Origin of the sequence: Pseudomonas sp. BN505 (genome assembly GCF_029873175.1) — a bacterium.
In the GTDB taxonomy this organism is placed as follows: Bacteria; Pseudomonadota; Gammaproteobacteria; order Pseudomonadales; family Pseudomonadaceae; genus Aquipseudomonas; species Aquipseudomonas putida.
The window spans coordinates 376257-393070 of sequence record NZ_SSOI01000045.1; the positions used below are offsets into that span (position 1 = coordinate 376257).

12 protein-coding genes are annotated in these 16814 nt (G+C 62.4%); 2 read left to right on the forward strand and 10 right to left on the reverse strand.

Annotated features, from left to right (window positions below; all coding sequences use genetic code 11):
* Positions 1-6: 6 nt before the first annotated feature.
* The 6 genes from E8E78_RS14905 to E8E78_RS14930 form a co-directional block, all read right to left on the reverse strand.
* Entirely contained in the window at positions 7-1335 is a 1329-nt protein-coding gene (locus E8E78_RS14905; RefSeq protein ID WP_016498199.1) for a sigma-54 dependent transcriptional regulator, read from the reverse strand.
* Positions 1332-3236 carry an ATP-binding protein gene (locus E8E78_RS14910; RefSeq protein WP_049276557.1) on the reverse strand — a complete coding sequence of 635 codons (1905 nt, stop codon included), beginning with the start codon at positions 3234-3236 and terminating at the stop codon, positions 1332-1334. Before E8E78_RS14910 ends, E8E78_RS14905 begins: the two co-directional genes overlap by 4 nt.
* Positions 3237-3305: 69 nt before the next feature.
* A complete protein-coding gene (locus tag E8E78_RS14915) occupies positions 3306-4040 on the reverse strand; it encodes an amino acid ABC transporter ATP-binding protein (RefSeq protein WP_016498201.1) in 735 nt (244 codons plus the stop codon).
* Complete coding sequence (locus E8E78_RS14920; protein ID WP_016488795.1) at positions 4037-4708, reverse strand: ABC transporter permease subunit; 672 nt, start codon at positions 4706-4708, stop codon at positions 4037-4039. The genes E8E78_RS14915 and E8E78_RS14920 overlap by 4 nt, the downstream gene beginning before the upstream one ends.
* Positions 4709-5455 carry an amino acid ABC transporter permease gene (locus E8E78_RS14925; RefSeq protein ID WP_016488794.1) on the reverse strand — a complete coding sequence of 249 codons (747 nt, stop codon included), beginning with the start codon at positions 5453-5455 and terminating at the stop codon, positions 4709-4711.
* 142 nt (positions 5456-5597) lie between these two features.
* On the reverse strand, positions 5598-6515 hold the full coding sequence (locus tag E8E78_RS14930) for a glutamate/aspartate ABC transporter substrate-binding protein (RefSeq protein ID WP_049276558.1): 918 nt from the start codon (positions 6513-6515) through the stop codon (positions 5598-5600).
* A 340-nt stretch (positions 6516-6855) separates the two neighbouring features.
* Between E8E78_RS14930 and E8E78_RS14935 the strand changes: the two genes are divergently transcribed.
* Complete coding sequence (locus E8E78_RS14935; RefSeq protein ID WP_049276559.1) at positions 6856-10986, forward strand: NEL-type E3 ubiquitin ligase domain-containing protein; 4131 nt, start codon at positions 6856-6858, stop codon at positions 10984-10986.
* A gap of 33 nt (positions 10987-11019) precedes the next feature.
* Here the strand turns inward: E8E78_RS14935 and glpD are convergent, their stop codons facing one another.
* From glpD to E8E78_RS14955, 4 genes are all read right to left on the reverse strand, one after another.
* A complete protein-coding gene (gene glpD, locus E8E78_RS14940; RefSeq protein ID WP_041167965.1) occupies positions 11020-12549 on the reverse strand; it encodes a glycerol-3-phosphate dehydrogenase in 1530 nt (509 codons plus the stop codon).
* A 199-nt stretch (positions 12550-12748) separates the two neighbouring features.
* Positions 12749-13504, reverse strand: coding sequence for a DNA-binding transcriptional repressor GlpR (gene glpR / locus E8E78_RS14945; RefSeq protein WP_016498205.1), 756 nt, complete (start codon positions 13502-13504; stop codon positions 12749-12751).
* A gap of 101 nt (positions 13505-13605) precedes the next feature.
* The gene (gene glpK / locus E8E78_RS14950; RefSeq protein ID WP_016498206.1) at positions 13606-15105 is read right to left on the reverse strand and encodes a glycerol kinase GlpK; all 1500 of its coding nucleotides are present in this window, start codon (positions 15103-15105) and stop codon (positions 13606-13608) included.
* 51 nt (positions 15106-15156) lie between these two features.
* Positions 15157-16008, reverse strand: a complete 852-nt coding sequence (locus E8E78_RS14955; protein ID WP_016498207.1) for an MIP/aquaporin family protein — start codon at positions 16006-16008, stop codon at positions 15157-15159.
* Positions 16009-16311: 303 nt separating this feature from the next.
* On the opposite strand from E8E78_RS14955, the gene ybaK reads away from it, so the two are divergent.
* Complete coding sequence (ybaK, locus tag E8E78_RS14960) at positions 16312-16782, forward strand: Cys-tRNA(Pro) deacylase (protein WP_012273891.1); 471 nt, start codon at positions 16312-16314, stop codon at positions 16780-16782.
* The last annotated feature ends 32 nt before the right edge of the window (positions 16783-16814 follow it).

Below are 16814 nucleotides of genomic sequence, written 5' to 3' on the forward strand. Positions count from 1 at the left end.
TTGAGGTCAGCCGAGGCCGTACTTTTTCACTTTGTCGAACAGCGTGGTCTTGGCCATGCCCAGCTCCTGGCTGGCCTGGCTCAGGTTGCCCCCCGTGCGTTGCAGGGCATCGCCGAGCAGGTTGCGTTCGAATGCTTCCACCGCTTCGGCAAAGCCCAGGCCCTGGCTGGCGCCGCCGCTGGGGCCTTTCTTGAAGGCTGGCAGGCCAAGGGCATGGCGTTCAGCCACGTTGCGCAACTCGCGCACGTTGCCCGGCCAGTCGTGGGCCATCAGGCGTGAGAGGATCTGGCTGTCCAGCGCCGGTGCTTCACGGTCGAAGCGCAGTGCGGACTGCTGGAGGAAGTGCTCGAACAGCTGCGTGATGTCTTCGCGGCGCTCGCGCAGGGGTGGCAGCTCGAGGGTCACCACGTTCAGGCGGTAGTACAGGTCGCTGCGGAACTGGCCGCTCTGGCCCATGCTGTCGAGGTCGGCCTTGGTCGCGGCGATTACCCGGCAGTCCACCGGGATGCTTTGGTTCGAACCTAGCCGCTCCAGCGTGCGTTCCTGCAGTACGCGCAGCAGCTTGATCTGCAGGTTGATCGGCATGCTCTCCACTTCATCGAGGAACAGCGTGCCACCGTTGGCGTGTTCGATCTTGCCGATACGGCGTTTGCCGGCGCCGGTGAAGGCGTTGGCCTCGTGGCCGAAAATTTCGCTTTCGAACAGGTTCTCCGGCAGGCCACCACAGTTCAGCGCCACAAAGGGCTGGCCCTGGCGCCGGCTGAAATCGTGCAGGCAACGGGCGACCAGTTCCTTGCCGGTGCCGGTCTCGCCTTCGATCAGCACGTTGGCCGACGTATCGGCGACGTTGGCAATCAGTTCGCGCAAGTGTTCCATGGCCGACGAACGACCGATGATGCGTCCCTCCAGGCTGCTCTGCTCGGCCAGTTGGCGGCGCAGGGCCACCACTTCGCGCGACAGCCCGCGATGTTCGAGGGCGCGGCGCACCACGTCGACCAGGCGTTCGGGGGAGAACGGTTTTTCCATGAAGTCGTAGGCGCCGTTGCGCATGGCACCGACCGCCATGTCGATATCACCGTGGCCGGTGATCAACACCACCGGCAGGCTGCGGTCACGGGCCTTCAGGCGGTTGAGCAGCTCCAGGCCATCGATGCCCGGCAGGCGGATATCGCTGACGACGATGCCGGCGAAATCGTCGCCGATGCGTTCCAGCGCTTGTTCGGCGCTGCCCACGCCTTCACAGGCGATATCCTCCAGGGCCAGGGCCTGCTGGCAGCCGAGCAGCACATGCGGGTCGTCTTCGACGATCAGGACGGTAAGAGGCGCTTGGTTCATGGGTGCTCTGCCGATTCGCTAGGGGGGAAGACCAGGGGCAGGGCCAGGACGAAGGCCGTGCCGCCGGTGACGGGGTGCTCGACGTTGAGGCTGCCCTTGGCGGCGGCGGCAAGGCTCGCCGACAGGGTCAGGCCCAGGCCCAGGCCATGTTCGCCCGGTTTGGTAGTGAAGAACGGTTCGAACAAGTGCTTGCGCGCCTCGGCGTCGATGCCGTGGCCATTGTCGCGCACCTGCAGGCGGTACTTGTCGCCTTGCAGCTCGCCTTCCAGCCACAGCTCGGGCATTGGTTGTGCGGCCATGGCATCGAGGGCGTTGCCGATCAGGTTGACCAGGATCTGCTCCAGGCGGGTTTGGTCGATGGCCAGTTGCTGGTCCTCGAACTGGTGGTGCAACTGCAAATGGCAGGCGCTGATACGGTTGGCCAGCACCTGCAAGGTGGCTTCAACCGCCTTGGCCAGCGAGGCCTGGCCGCTGTCGTCACCACGCCGGGCGAACGAGCGCAGGCTGGCGGTGATCCGCCCCATGCGGTCGATCAGGTCGTTCATGGTGCGCAGGTTGGTGCTGGCGGTTTCCAGTGCCCCGCGTTCGAGGAAGCGCACGGTGTTGCCAGACAACGTGCGCAGCGCGGCCAGCGGCTGATTCAGCTCATGGGCAATGCTGGTGGACATCTGCCCGATGGCGGCCAGCTTGCCAGCCTGCACCAGCTCATCCTGGGCGTGGCGCAAGGTTTGCTCGGCATGCCGGCGCTCGCGAATCTGGCCTTTCAGGCGTTCGTTGCTGGCGCGCAGGTCTGCCGTGCGTTCGGCAATGCGCCGTTCCAGCTGGCTGTTGGCTTCCTCAAGGGCCTCGCGGGCCGCCAAGCGGGTGGCGATGACCTTGCGTCGCTCGTTCCAGGCAATGCCGAGGATTGCCAGCAAGGCAAATGCCACGCCCACCAGGATGCCCTGCACCATGGATTCGCGGCGCAGGTCCTGCAGCGGGGTCAGCAGGGTAAAGTGCCAAGGCGTGTCGGCCAGGCGCCGGGTCTGGGCCAGGTAGGCGACTTCGTGCGGCTTGCCCTGGGCAGTCTCGCTGTTGGCCGGGAAGGTCAGTTTTTCCACACCATCGGCCAGGGTTTCCCGGGCCAGTGGCTGCAGTTCGTTGAGCGGCCACCAGTAGTATTGCAGGCTGCGCGCCAGGCGCTCCTTGATTTGCGGGGTCAGCGGGCGCACCGATTTCAGGCGCCGGGCGGGGTCACTGGAAAGGATGATGATGCCGTTTTCGTCGCTGACGAACGCCTCCAGGCGGGCACGCTGCCAGCGCTCTTCGAGGGTGTCCAGGCGCACCTTGATCACTGCCACGCCAATGATCTTGCCGTGCTCTTCAAGCCCATGGGCCAGGTAATAGCCGGCCTCGCCCGTGGTGCTGCCGATGCCGTAGAAACGCCCGGGCTCGCCGCGCACGGCGGTCTGGAAGTAGGCGCGGAACGACAGGTCTTCACCGAGGAACGAGTCGGCGTCGCGCCAGTTGCTGGTGGCCTGTACCCGGCCATTGGTATCGAGGACGAAAATGGCGCGGCTGCGGCTGCGCCTGTTCAGGCCTTCGAGGTATTCGTTGACCGCCTGGCGGGAGCCGCCGTCCGGGTCGGTGAGCAGGTGCGAGACGCTGTCTTCCAGCTCCAGCAAGCTCGGCAGGTAGGTGTATTTGCTGATTTCGCTTTCGACCGTGCGCGCATGCAGCTCCAGCTGGCGTTCGCCGTTTTCGCTGAGGGTGCGGATGCCATTGCTCTCGCTGATCAGGTAGCCAGCCAGCCCTAAGCCGACCATCAGCAGGATGATCAGTGGCGGTAACAGCAATTGGCGGATCAGACGGGATTTCACGGCAGGCTTGGCAGGGCGAAGTAGCGAGGGGTCGCATTTCATCACAGTGGCCTTGTCACGACCAGCATCCGCTGCCCGGTGGGTCCCGTGGCAGCGGATGCTGTGGCCGGATCAGTGCTGCAGGATCTTGCTGAGGAAGTGCTGGGTGCGCTGGTCGCGGGCACTCTGATCGCCGAAGAACTCTTCCTTGGTGCAGTCTTCGATGATGCTGCCCTTGTCCATGAAGATGACCCGGTTGGCGACCTTGCGGGCAAAGCCCATTTCGTGGGTCACGCACATCATGGTCATGCCTTCGTGGGCCAGTTGCACCATTACGTCCAGCACCTCGCTGACCATCTCCGGGTCCAGTGCCGAGGTGGGTTCGTCGAACAGCATGACGATCGGGTCCATTGACAGCGCACGGGCGATGGCCACTCGCTGCTGCTGGCCGCCGGAAAGCTGGCCAGGGTGCTTGTGCGCATGCGCTGACAAGCCCACCCGCTCAAGCAGGGCGAGGCCCTTCTTGGTGGCTTCTTCCTTGCTCCGGCCCAGTACCTTGATCTGCGCGATGGTCAGGTTCTCGGTGATGGTCAGGTGCGGGAAGAGTTCGAAGTGCTGGAACACCATACCCACCCGCGAACGCAGCTTCGGCAGGTTGGTTTTCGGGTCGGAGATCGACGTGCCGTCGACCACGATGTCGCCCTTCTGGAACGGCTCCAGCGCGTTGACACACTTGATCAGGGTGGACTTGCCCGAGCCCGAAGGGCCGCAGACTACTACCACCTCACCTTTCTTGACCTCGGTGTTGCAATCGGTCAGTACCTGGAAGTCGCCGTACCACTTGTTGACGTTCTTGATGGAAATCATACGGTGATCCTTTTTTGCAGGCGCTTGACCAGCCACGAAGCGGAGAAGCTGATGATGAAGTAGACGACGCCGGCGAAGATCAGGAACTCATGGGAGCGCCCGATGATATCGCCGTTGGAACGTGCCGAGTTGAGGAAGTCCACCAGGCCCACGGTGTACACCAGCGAGGTGTCCTGGAACAGGATGATGCTCTGCTGCAGCAGCAGCGGGGTCATCTTGCGGAAGGCCTGGGGCAGGATGATCAGGCGCATGGTTTGCGCGTAGTTCATGCCCAGCGCCTGCGCGGCGCCCATCTGGCCTTTGGAAATCGACTGCACGCCAGCACGCACGATTTCGCAGAAGTACGCGGCCTCGAACATCATGAAGGCCACCACGCAAGAGGTGAACGCACCCACTGGCGTGTCTTCGCCGGTAATCCAGCGCAGCACGAACGGCACCGCCAGGTAGAACCAGGTAATTACAAGCAGCAGCGGGATCGAGCGGAAGTAGTTGACGTAGGCACCTGCCACGCGTGACAGCAGCTTGCTCGACGACAGGCGCATCAGGGCCAGGATGGTGCCCAGTGCAATACCACCGACAACGCCCATGACCATCAGCTGCAGGGTCATGACCATGCCTTCCCACAGGGCAGGCAGGGCCGGGATGATTTCGCTGAAATCCATGTCCATTTACTTGCCCCCCACGGAAATCAGGCCAGGCACGGCGACTTTCTTCTCGACCATGCGCATCAGCAGCATCAGGCCCATGTTCAGGGTGAAGTAGATCAGCGTGGCCAGAGTGAACGCCTCAAACAGGTTGGCGGAGAACTCGGCGGTCTGCTTGGTCTGCGCCAGCAGCTCCATCAGGCCGATCAGCGACGCCACCGAGGAGTTCTTGAAGACGTTGAGGAACTCGGAGGTGAGCGGCGGAATGATGATCCGGTAGGCCTGCGGCAGCAGCACGTTGTTATAGATTTGCGGGAGGCTGAACCCCATGGCACGGGCGGCGGCTTCCTGGCCTTTGGGCAGCGCCTGAATCCCGGTACGCACCTGTTCGCAGACGCGGGCGGCGGTGAACAGGCCCAGGCAGACGACCACGCTGATCAGCGCCGAGGTGGTCGGGTTGAGGTCCTGCTTGAACCATTCCTGCAAGCCTTCCGGCAGCAGGTCCGGTACCAGGAAGTACCAGATGAACAGCTGCACCAGCAGTGGCACGTTGCGGAACAGTTCCACGTAGGCGGTAGCGATGCCCGATACCAGGCGGTTCGGCACGGTACGCATGACACCGAGGAGTGACCCCAGCAGCAGCGCAATGATCCAGGCGGTGATGGCGATGGCGATGGTCCAGCCCAGGCCGGTGATGTACCAGTCCAGATAGGTTTCGCTGCCCACGCCGGTGGACTTGAAGAACACGCCCCAGTCCCAGTTGTAATTCATCGGGATTTCCCCTCAGACGGTTGTTTCACGGGCACCTTCGAGCATCCGGGGGCGCTTGGCGCCCTCGGATGAAAGGTTAGACACTAATGAGTGGCCTGCAGAATTGATTCGTGCTGTTGAGCACCAGGCCACTATCTGAGGATCAGGACTTCTTCTCGTCCGCAGCCTTGTCGGTCGGCTCGGCGATCAGCTTTTTCAGCTCGTCGCTCATCGGGAACTGCAGGTTCAGGCCTTTTGGCGGGATCGGCTGATTGAACCACTTGTCGTAGCTCTTGTTGACTTCGCCCGACTTGAAGTAGCCCACGATGGCGTCGTCGACCGCTTTCTTGAACGCAGCATCTTCCTTGCGCACCATGCAGCCGTAGATTTCGTACGATTGCGGGGTACCGGTGATGACCCAGTCGGATGGCTTGCGCGCCTTGGCCATTTCACCGGCCAGCAGCGCGTCGTCCATCATGAAGGCCACGGCGCGGCCGCTTTCGAGCATGTTGAAGGCTTCACCGTGGTCCTTGGCGGAAATCACGTTCATCTTCATCTGCTTGTCGGCGTTCATCGCCTTGAGGATGCGCTCGGAGGTGGTACCGGCGGTGGTCACCACGTTCTTGCCGGCCAGGTCCGGGAAGTCTTTGTATGCAGGCGCACCGTCCTTGACCTTGGTCAACAGGCGGGTACCGACTTCGAAGATGCCGACCGAGAAGCCGACTTGTTGCTGGCGCTCGACGTTGTTGGTGGTGGAGCCGCACTCAAGGTCGACGGTGCCGTTCTGCACCAGCGGGATGCGGGTCTGGGAGGTGACCAGGTTGTAGCGGACCTTGATGTCCGTACCCAGTTGCTTCTTCAGGGCGTCGACGACAGCCAGCTGGATGTCATGCGAGTAGCCCACGGGCTCGGGTTTGCCGGCCAGGTAGGAAAACGGGATGGAGGAGTCGCGGTGGCCCAGGGTGATGGTGCCCGATTCCTTGATCTTCTTCAGGGTGCCAGTCAGTTCTTCGGCCATGGCCGGCGAAGCGATCACAGCGGCCGCGATGGCGGCGCCCAGCAATTGACGAACGATACGCATCAAATTTTCCTCGACGTGTTTGTTTTTTTTATGGAGCCGTTGGCGGACTCTTTCGTTCAACGAATACAGCAAGAAGCGAGTGCATTCGGCTACCAAGTGTAGAGCATGAGTCGTGCCAAGCCCTGCCAAAGATCATAACCCCGCGCAAAGCCTGGGCATGAACCCTGTATGCAGGTTTTTGAACATTCTTCTGCTGTCGGATCACCGAACGAGGGGTGGTATTTCGTTCGGCTATCCGAACGAATGTGGGGGCTCTGAACGGGGTGCTCCAGCAATAAGTAACACCTGTCGCGCAAGGCCAACTGTTGAGCTTGCTGCTTCATCTTCTGGAGCTCTTGCCGTGTCCGTGATCCCGATTCCTTCAGATTCCGTCGACGCCTTCATTGCCCGCCAGATGGCGGATTGGTTGAAAACGGCCGATGTCGATCAACTGTTGACCTTTCACCGCGCGCTGTCCAATCAGCAGGCTGTGGCCGAACGAGTGAAAACCAGATTGGCAAGCGTGCCCAGCCTGGAAGCCTTTGCCGCGCAGGTGCTCGAACCGGCATTACGCGCCGAAGGCCTGGCCGATGTCGATGTGCGCAGCATGCAGGTGCACATCGAGGAGGATGTGCCGATGCCCAGCGCTGCGCCACGCCTGCATACGCCCTGGCGTACCCTTTACAGCGTGCAACCTTTGGTCACGGCCGCGCTGCACAACTTCCACGAAGCCGATACCTTGCCGTCAATCCATAGGCGCGCCCACCTGCAGGGCGCTGATGGGGTGAAGCTGCAACTGACGTTCGAGGCATTTGCCCGCTGCTGCAGGAAACTCGACATCGGTGGGCAGTACCAGCAAAAGTTGCGCGCACAACTGTTTCCGAAAAGCCGGCCGCCAGCGCCTGAAAACCTCGCCCGAGAGGCCGTTCAGCGCATGCTTGAGGAAAACCTGCGCGCAAAGATGGAAGTCGCGGTACGCATGGCCCGCATCAAGTCCGAGCTGGACGAAGCCGACTACCTGCGCTTGTTGCCTGTGTTCGCTGCCAAACCTGTGGTGCCTGCCATCAGTGGCGTTGTCACACCGCGTCAGCTTTATCTGCTGGGCAAGCGTATCCATGGAATCGTCACGCTGGAGGTGCGCGAGCGCGCCGACGGACCACTGGAAGGGATCATCAGCTGGATACCACAGGACCCGCAGCGGCCGGTGACCAGGCACGTTTCCTGGGAGGCTTTGTACCAATGGTTGGCCAGGCGCATGCGTGCGCCTCACTACCGGTCGTTATTCCGTCGCTTCATCAGTGAACGCGACCGGCCGACGTTCACGGCAACCCTGGAGCGCCTGATCGAAGCCAGCAGTGTGCGAGTACCGGCTGTGCTGGATGGGCGCAATTTTGCCATCGATGTACCGCTGTTTGCCTACCTGCGTGGCTTGCAGGTGGACAAGATGCTGGATGATGCAAGAATCCTCGCGGTCCCCACCGCCGACGAAACCTCTATCGAGCGCCATCAGCGGCTGGAGGTGCTCAAGAGTGCAGGCCTCGATACGTTGAACCTGGCAGCACTGTTCATCCCGATAGTGGGGGAGGTGATGCTCGCCGTGGCGGCCGTGGATGTGGTCAGCGAGGTCTACAAGGGTTATGAGGATTGGCGCATAGGCGACCGCCAGGGGGCGCTGGATCATCTCATGGGCGTAGCACAGAACCTGGCAGCCGGCGCCGTGATAGGTGCCGTACACATGGGCATAAGCCGTGCACTCGAACGGGTGTCGTTTGTCGATGCGCTGACGCCAGTGCACGAGGGTGAGGGCCGGGCCAGGCTGGCGCACTGGCCGCCTTCTGCTCATCACCTTGATGGCGGCGGGCCGCTGTTACGCAGGTTTGGCGGTGTCTTTGCCGAAACCTCTGACCAAAGCGCTGAAACACTGCTTCGCATCACCGGGTTTGAAGAGGCCCAGGTGCGCCATATCCACCTTGACGGAGGGGAGAGCCCTGCTCGCCTGGGTGATGCCCATGAACGCTACGAACTCCACACCTTAGAGCCTCGATTACGAGGGCGCGCGTTCGAACGTGAACTGGCCGCTCGGCAAGGTGTGCCTTCGGTTGCAGGTGCCTTGCTGATCAAGGTATTCCCAGGCCTGTCGGTGCGTGGCGCCGAAGAAATCCTCGCGTCGGCCAGTGGTGCGCAGATCAAGGCGCTGCTGGCCACCGGCCGGGTCCCGCTGGCCATGGCTGAGCGGGCCCGCTGGTTCTTGCGCGAGAGCCGTGTGGACCGTGCCCTGATGGGGTTCGAGCACGAAGGGGCAGTTAATGCCGATACCCAGCGACTGGTGCTGGAATGGATCGCCCACCACGCACCTTGGCCAGCCTCGGTGCGGATCGAGCTGCGCCTCGGGGAGGCAGGCGGCCGTGTGTTGGCAGCCAAGGGTGCCGCCAGTGCCACCGAGATGAAAACCATCATCCACACCGAGCAGGGGTACCAATTGGCCGATGGCCAGCCGCCAGTGCTTGGCCAAGGCCTGTTGCCATGCCTGATCCGCACCCTTGACGAGGGCCAGAAGGCCAGTTTTGGGGGAAGTCAGCTCACGGCCCGCGACCTCGGCGAGCAGCTTGCGCACCTGGCTAGCTCGGATCGAGAAAGAACGGCGAAGTTGATGGGGCTTGCGCCTGTCGCAGAACGCTATCGCCCGCCGCTTCGAATCGCCGATGGCCGGATCGGTTACGCCTTGAGTGGACGGGGAGAAAGCAGCCGACGGGCACTGCGTCGCGGCATACATGACATATTCCCGACGTTGACCGATGCACAGCTGGACGCCTACCTTCGTGACCTGTCGGACCGCAGGGTCGGCCAGTGGGCACATCTCAGCGAGCTTCAATGGCAGATGCAAAGCCTGCGTGACGCGCTTGGCATGTGGCAGCGACAGCGCGTCAGTTTCATGGACGGGCTGCGCCGGCAACGCGTGGCCAACCAGATTCGTCGCGCCTGGCGGCGCAAGACGGCCGGTCTGGCCGGTGACGACTTTGTGCTGCACATAGATGGCGAACAGGTGGGCAGCTTGCCGACGTTGCCGGAGGGCATAGAGTTCGGCCATGTTCGGCGCCTGGCTTTGCGCAACATGAGCCTTGAACGGGTCGATGAGGATTTCCTGCGCAGGTTCACCCACCTTCGCGAACTCGACCTGCGCAACAACCAATTGACCCGCTTGCCCGCTGGCCTGGAGCGATTTACCGAATTGCGCAGCCTGCGTCTGGCGGGTAACCAGATCAGTGTCGATGCCCAAGGCAGCCAAAGGCTGGCCAGCCTCTCGATGCTCCAGGTGCTGGATCTCAACTACAACCCGCTGGGCCAGGTGCCTGATCTTTCGGGGCTGCGCCACTTGCGTGAGGTTTCGCTGCGCGCAACCGAGCTGCAAACCTTGCCAGGCGACGATGTGATGCCATGGCGGGGCCTGGTGGACCTGCGTGATAACCAGATTCGCCAGGTGAACGGGCACCTTCGCGCGCTGGGCGCGCGAATGGGACGCCTGTCGCTGCATGACAACCCGCTGGACGAAGCGAGCGCGGCGTCGCTTGCCGAAAGCCTTGGCGATTCGTCTGTAAACCGTAGCCCCTCCTACCATCACGCTATTGCCGATGCCGGCTTGCAGGACCAATGGCTGGGTAGCGCCACCGAGCCTGTCAGGGCACGGCGCGTGCAGATCTGGAACCAGCTGGCCGAGGAGCCGCAGTCGGTAGACCTGTTTCGTTTTCTGGCAGATTTCGCCAGTTCCGACGATTTCCTCGACCACCCGAACTACTACCGGGCAAGGGTGTGGCGGATTCTGGAACTGTGCACGGACAACACCGACGTGCGCGAAGCCATGTTCTGGCAGGCGCAAGGGCGCCGTACCTGTGAGGACCGACTGCTGCTGATCCTCAGTCAACTGGAAGTCAGGGCCCACATTGCCCTGCATTCCCCAGGTGAGGGTGCTCCCATGCAGGCCGAACAGACTTTATTGCGCCTGGGGCGTTCGCTGTATCGCCTGGATCAGGTAGACAGCATTGCCGCCCGACATATTCAGGAACTGCGCAGGGACCCATATGCTGTCGTGGATGATATCGAGGTCTACCTCGCCTTCCGCGTCAATTTGGCTGACCGGCTCGACCTGCCAGCGCAACCGCGGTCCATGAATTACCCCGAACACAGCCGTGTAACCGCCGCTGACGCAAGGCGCGCGGGTGCTCAAGTGCTCGCTGGAGAAAACCGCGAGGTACTGAGCCAGGCGCTGGCGCAGCGCGAGTTCTGGCAAGGGTATGTGCGTAATCGTTATGCCGAGCGTTTCGATGCCCTGGCCGAACCGTTTCATGAGCAGTTGGAGCAAGCCGAGGGTGAGGTCGGTGAGGCGGGTGAGCAGCACTACCTGGAGCGTGCCGCAGCCTTGATGGAGGCGCTCAATGCCCAGGAGCGGGCGTTGTACCTGGAACTGGCGAGGGAGGCCTACGGGCGGGAAGCCTGAGGGGGCAACCGCACAGCGGTCGCCCCAGCCGGATCAGGCGGCGTTGCTGCGCGCCTCGCTTTGCGCCAGGTAATCAGCCAGGGCCTGCTGCTCGCTGGCGCTGGTGAACAGGCCAAGCTTGCTGCGCCGCCACAGGATGTCCTGGGCGTTGACAGCCCATTCGCAATCACGCAAGTAGTCGACTTCACGGGTGAACAAGCCGCCGCCGATCACCTGGCCCAGGTCTTGCGGGCCATGCACGCCGTCCAGCAGTTGCCAGGTGCGGCTGCCATAGCTCACCGCCCAGCGTTTGGCGATGTCCACTGCCAGCCATTGATGCTGTGCCAGCAGCGCTTCGACCAATGCCTGCGGCGTGCTCATGTCTTCCCCGCCGGGCAGGGGGGCATCGGCGGTCCAGCTTTTGCCCATCTGGCTGAAGAACGGCTTGAGTTCGCTCATGGCCGACTCTGCCAGCTTGCGGTAGGTGGTCAGCTTGCCGCCAAACACCGACAGCAATGGCGCCTCGCCAGACGCTGCGCTGAGCGCGAGGGTATAGTCACGGGTGACGGCAGACGGGTTGTCCGACTCGTCGTTGCACAGCGGGCGCACGCCGGAGTAGGTGTGCAGGATATCGCCGTGGCTCAGCTGATGATTGAAGTGCGCGTTGACCACTTTCAACAGGTAGTCGGTTTCCTGTGCGGTAATCGCTACCTTGGCAGGGTCGCCGCTGTACTCGCGGTCAGTGGTGCCTATCAGGGTGAAGCGGTCCAGGTAAGGGATGCAGAAGACGATGCGCTGGTCTTCGTTCTGCAGGATGAAGGCATGTTCCCCTTCGTACAGGCGCGGCACGATGATGTGGCTGCCCTGGATCAGGCGGATGCCGTACGGCGCATCCAGCTTGAGGTCGTCCTTGATGAAACTGGCGACCCACGGGCCAGCGGCGTTGACCAGGGCGCGGGCGCGAATGCTCTGCAGGCTGCCATCGGCATGCTGCAACTCGACCTGCCACAGGCCGTCCACGCGCTCTGCGCGCAGGCAGCGGGTGCGGGTATGGATGTGCGCGCCGTGCTCACGGGCGGCCATGGCATTGAGCACCACCAGCCGCGCGTCGTCTACCGCGCAATCGGCGTATTCGAAACCGCGCGTGATCGCCGGCTTTAGCGGGTAACCGGGGCCAAAGCGCAGGCTGCGCGAGGCACCCAGGCGCTTGCGTTTGCCCAGATGGTCATACAGGAACAGGCCGGCGCGGATCATCCACGCCGGGCGCAGGTGTGGGCGGTGTGGCAGCACGAAACGCATCGGTCTGACGATGTGCGGCGCCTTGGCCAGCAGCACTTCGCGTTCGGCCAAGGCTTCGCGTACCAGGCGGAATTCGTAGTGTTCAAGGTAGCGCAGGCCACCGTGGATCAGCTTGCTGCTGGCTGATGACGTGTGCTGGGCCAGGTCGTCCTTTTCGCAAAGGAATACTTTCAGACCCCGCCCGGCGGCGTCGGCAGCGATGCCCACGCCATTGATGCCACCGCCGATCACGGCGAGGTCATAGCAGTCGGCGAGTGATGGCTGGGACGAAACGGGCTGGGACACGGGCAAGGCCTCCTGGGAGCTGTTCACATCGAAAGTGAACATTAATGTTCGTTTGCGAAAATACTAGCGCAACAGAACGCCCGTCGCCAGCCAGTCTTTATAGAAAAAACTGATCAGATGACAATAAAGTGAACATTTTCGAAAATTTCGGCTGGGCGGTCTGCATGCCACACAGGTTGCGGCAAGCCCCCGCCACCCTTTAAACGACGTCGAGGCGGATCTTGTACTGGTTCAGCAACTGAGTGAGGGTGGGGGTAGGCGCCTGATCGGTCACCAGGCAGTCGACCAGGCTGATCGAGCCCAGGCGCACCATGGCATTGCGCCCGAACTTGCTGGAGTCGGCGGCAAGGATCACCTGCCGGGCATTGGCGATGATCGCCTGGGATACCCGTACTTCCTGGTAGTCGAAGTCGAGCAGGCTGCCGTCCTCGTCGATGCCGCTGATACCCACCAGGGCGAAATCGACCTTGAACTGGTTGATGAAGTCGACACTGGCCTGGCCCACCACTCCACCGTCCCGGCGCACCGTGCCACCGGCCACCAGCACTTCGAAATCGTCCTTGGCAGCCAGGATCGCCGCCACATGCAAGTTGTTGGTGATGACCTTCAGGTGGTTGTGGTTGAGCAGTGCGCGGGCGATGGATTCGGTAGTGGTGCCGATGTTGATGAACACCGAGGCATGGTCGGGAATCTGCCGGGCCACGGCGTCAGCGATACGCTGCTTTTCATCGCGCATCTGGTCGGCACGCATGGCGTAGGCCGTATTCTCGATACTCGAGTCATAGGCCGCGCCACCGTGGTAGCGGCGAAGCAGGTTGAGCTCGGCAAGCTGGTTGATATCTCGACGGATGGTCTGCGGCGTCACGACGAACAGCTGCGCCATTTCTTCGATACTGACGTAACCGCGCTCGCGCACCAGTTCGAGGATTTGTTGTTGGCGGGGGGGCAGATTCATGGGCGGTCCTTTGGGGCAGCCGGACAAATTCTGCAATGATGCCGTAGGAAGGGGATGACGGCCAGTAGACGATTGGGGCCGCGTGGCGGCCCCAATGTGTTTTACGCCTCGTGCTCTTCCCAGTCACGGGTACGTTCGACGGCTTTCTTCCAGCCGGCATACAGCTTCTCTTTCTGCGTTTCATCCAGCTGCGGGCTGAACTCGCGCTCGATGATTGCCTTGTCGCGCAGTTCGTCCAGGCCGCTCCAGAAGCCGCAAGCCAGGCCGGCCAGGTAGGCGGCGCCCAGGGCTGTGGTTTCGCGCATTTGCGGGCGCTCCACGCACGTGCCGAGGATGTCGGCCTGGAACTGCATGAGGAAGTTGTTGGCCACCGCACCACCGTCCACACGCAACTCGGACAGGCGCTGGCCGCAGTCCTGCTGCATGGCATCGAGCACGTCGCGGGTCTGGTAGGCGATCGACTCCAGCGCGGCGCGGATGATGTGGTCCACCTTCACGCCACGGGTCAGGCCGAACAGCGCGCCGCGGGCGTACGGGTCCCAGTACGGGGCACCCAGGCCGGTGAATGCCGGCACCAGATAGACGCCGTTGCTGTCCTTGACCTTGCTGGCGAAGTATTCGGTATCCAGGGCGTCGTTGACGATCTTCAGCTCGTCACGCAGCCATTGCACGGTGGAACCACCGTTGAACACCGCGCCTTCCAGCGCATAGGCCACCTCGCCACGCGGGCCGCAGGCGATGGTGGTGAGCAGGCCATGGGACGATTTTACTGCCTGCTCGCCGGTGTTCATCAGCAGGAAGCAGCCGGTGCCGTAGGTGTTCTTGGCCTGGCCGGGCTCTACGCACATCTGGCCGAACAGTGCCGACTGTTGGTCACCTGCGATGCCAGCAATGGCAATGCCGCTTTTTGTCTGGCCGTACACTTCTGAAGAAGAACGAACCTCGGGCAGCATCTGCCGCGGGATGCCGAGGATTTCCAGCAGCTTGTCGTCCCACTCCAGGCTATGGATGTTGAACATCAGCGTGCGCGAGGCATTGGTGTAGTCGGTGACGTGCACCTTGCCGCCCGAGAACTTCCAGATCAGCCAGGTATCGATGGTGCCGAACAACAGTTCGCCACGCTCGGCGCGTTCGCGGGCGCCCTCGACGTTGTCGAGGATCCACTTCAGCTTGGTGCCGGAGAAGTACGGGTCGGTGACCAGGCCGGTGGTGTCGCGTATGTAGTCTTCATGGCCGTCGCGCTTGAGTTGGGCGCAGATCTCGGTGCTGCGGCGGCACTGCCAGACGATGGCATTGTAAACCGGGCGCCCGGTTTCCTTGTCCCACACCACGGTGGTTTCGCGTTGGTTGGTGATGCCGATTGCGGCTACCTGGGCATGGCTGATGCCTGCCTGTGCCAAGGCCTCGACCATGGTCGCGCTCTGCGTGGCGAAGATTTCCATCGGGTCGTGCTCGACCCAGCCCGCCTGCGGATAGTGCTGGGCGAACTCGCGCTGGGAGGTGCCCACCACATTGGCGTCGCGGTCGAAAATGATGGCACGCGAACTGGTGGTGCCCTGGTCCAGGGCGATGATGTAGTTCTTGTCCTGGGTGTCTGTCATGGTCGTAGGCCTTGCGAGAATGGGAGGTCAGGGCTGGGCATGTAGCCGGCATCAATTGGCTTGAGTATCGCCCTGGCGATTGTCATTTGTCTCAGGGTTCGCGGCAGCTGCCATTGGCAGGTTGCGGGCAATCAGGCCGCGATAGGTCGCGGCACCCAGGCAAGCGCCAAGGATCGGTGCAAACACCGGAACCAGGAAATACGGTATGTCCCGTCCGCCAGTGAAGGCGATTTCGCCCCAACCGGCCAGGAAAGTCATGAGTTTTGGCCCGAAATCGCGAGCAGGGTTCATGGCAAAGCCGGTCAGCGGGCCCATGGCGCTGCCGATCACCGCGATCAGCAGGCCGATCAGCAGCGGGGCCATGGCGCCGCGCGGCAGGCCGTTGTTGTCGTCGGTCAGGGCCATGATCACGGCCATCAGGATAGCCGTGATGACGACTTCAACCAGGAACGCCTGGCCGGTGGACAGCGAGGGGTGTGGGTAGGTGGAGAACACCGAGGCCAGCTCCAGGCTGGCTTCGCTACCGCGCAACATGGCGTGGGCCTGTTCGAAATCGAAGAACAGGTTGCTGTACAGGGTGTAGACCAGCGCCGCGCCGCAAAACGCGCCGCATACCTGGGCCAGCATGTAGAAGGGCAGCTTGCGCTTGTCGAAACCGGCGAACAGGGTGAGGGCGATGCTCACTGCCGGGTTCAGGTGCGCGCCGGAAATGCCGGCGGTGAGGTAGATCGCCATGCTCACGCCGACGCCCCAGATGATGCTGATTTCCCACAGGCCAAAGCTGGCGCCGGCGACCTTGAGCGCGGCAACACAGCCGGTACCGAAGAAAATGAGCAGGGCTGTGCCGAGAAACTCGGCCAGGCATTGGCTGGACAGCGTGGGTTGGCGTAGAGCAGTCGTCATGTATGACCTCGTTTTTTTTGTTGTGAGGCGCGTGGCGCTCGACAGCAAAGCCCGGTGTCGATCCCCATTGACCCCGGGCAAATACAGGAAACGCACCTTAAAAGTGCGCCATTTGTTCAGAAGCGAAAAAATATAGACAAGAAACGCTGATGTCAAAGGTCGAAAGTGAACGACCAGTCACGAAATGGTCGCTAAAATTGGCTGCGAATCCGCGTACTAGAGGTGCGCGATTGCGGTGCGCTGGCTGCGCTGTGGGAATTGTCCTAAAGTAGCCGCCGAGCCGTCCCAGACCGGAGCCCTTGCATGACCCCCGCCCTAGACCTGTTGAAGAAGCATCGCGCCGAGCACCGTGTGCACAGTTATGAGCATGACCCCAAGTCGGCGTCCTACGGTCTGGAGGCGGCGGAAAAGCTCGGGCTCGACCCGCAGCAGGTGTTCAAGACCTTGCTGGCGAGCAGCGAGAAAGGGGAGTTGCTGGTGGCGGTGGTGCCGGTTGTGGGCACCCTGGACCTCAAGGCCCTGGCCCATGCTGCCGGGGTAAAGAAATGCGAAATGGCAGACCCGGCGGCGGCGCAGCGGGCTACGGGTTATCTGGTGGGGGGGATCAGCCCTTTGGGGCAGAAGAAGCGCTTGCGAACCTTCATTGACGAATCAGCGCAGAATTTTGCAACCATCCATGTCAGCGCTGGACGGCGTGGGCTGGAAGTGGAGTTGGCGGCGGCGGTGCTGGCCGAGCATACCCAAGGCAAGTTTGCCGGGATCGGCAGAGGCTGAGCCGGGCTTGCCCGCTCCCACAGGAATACTTG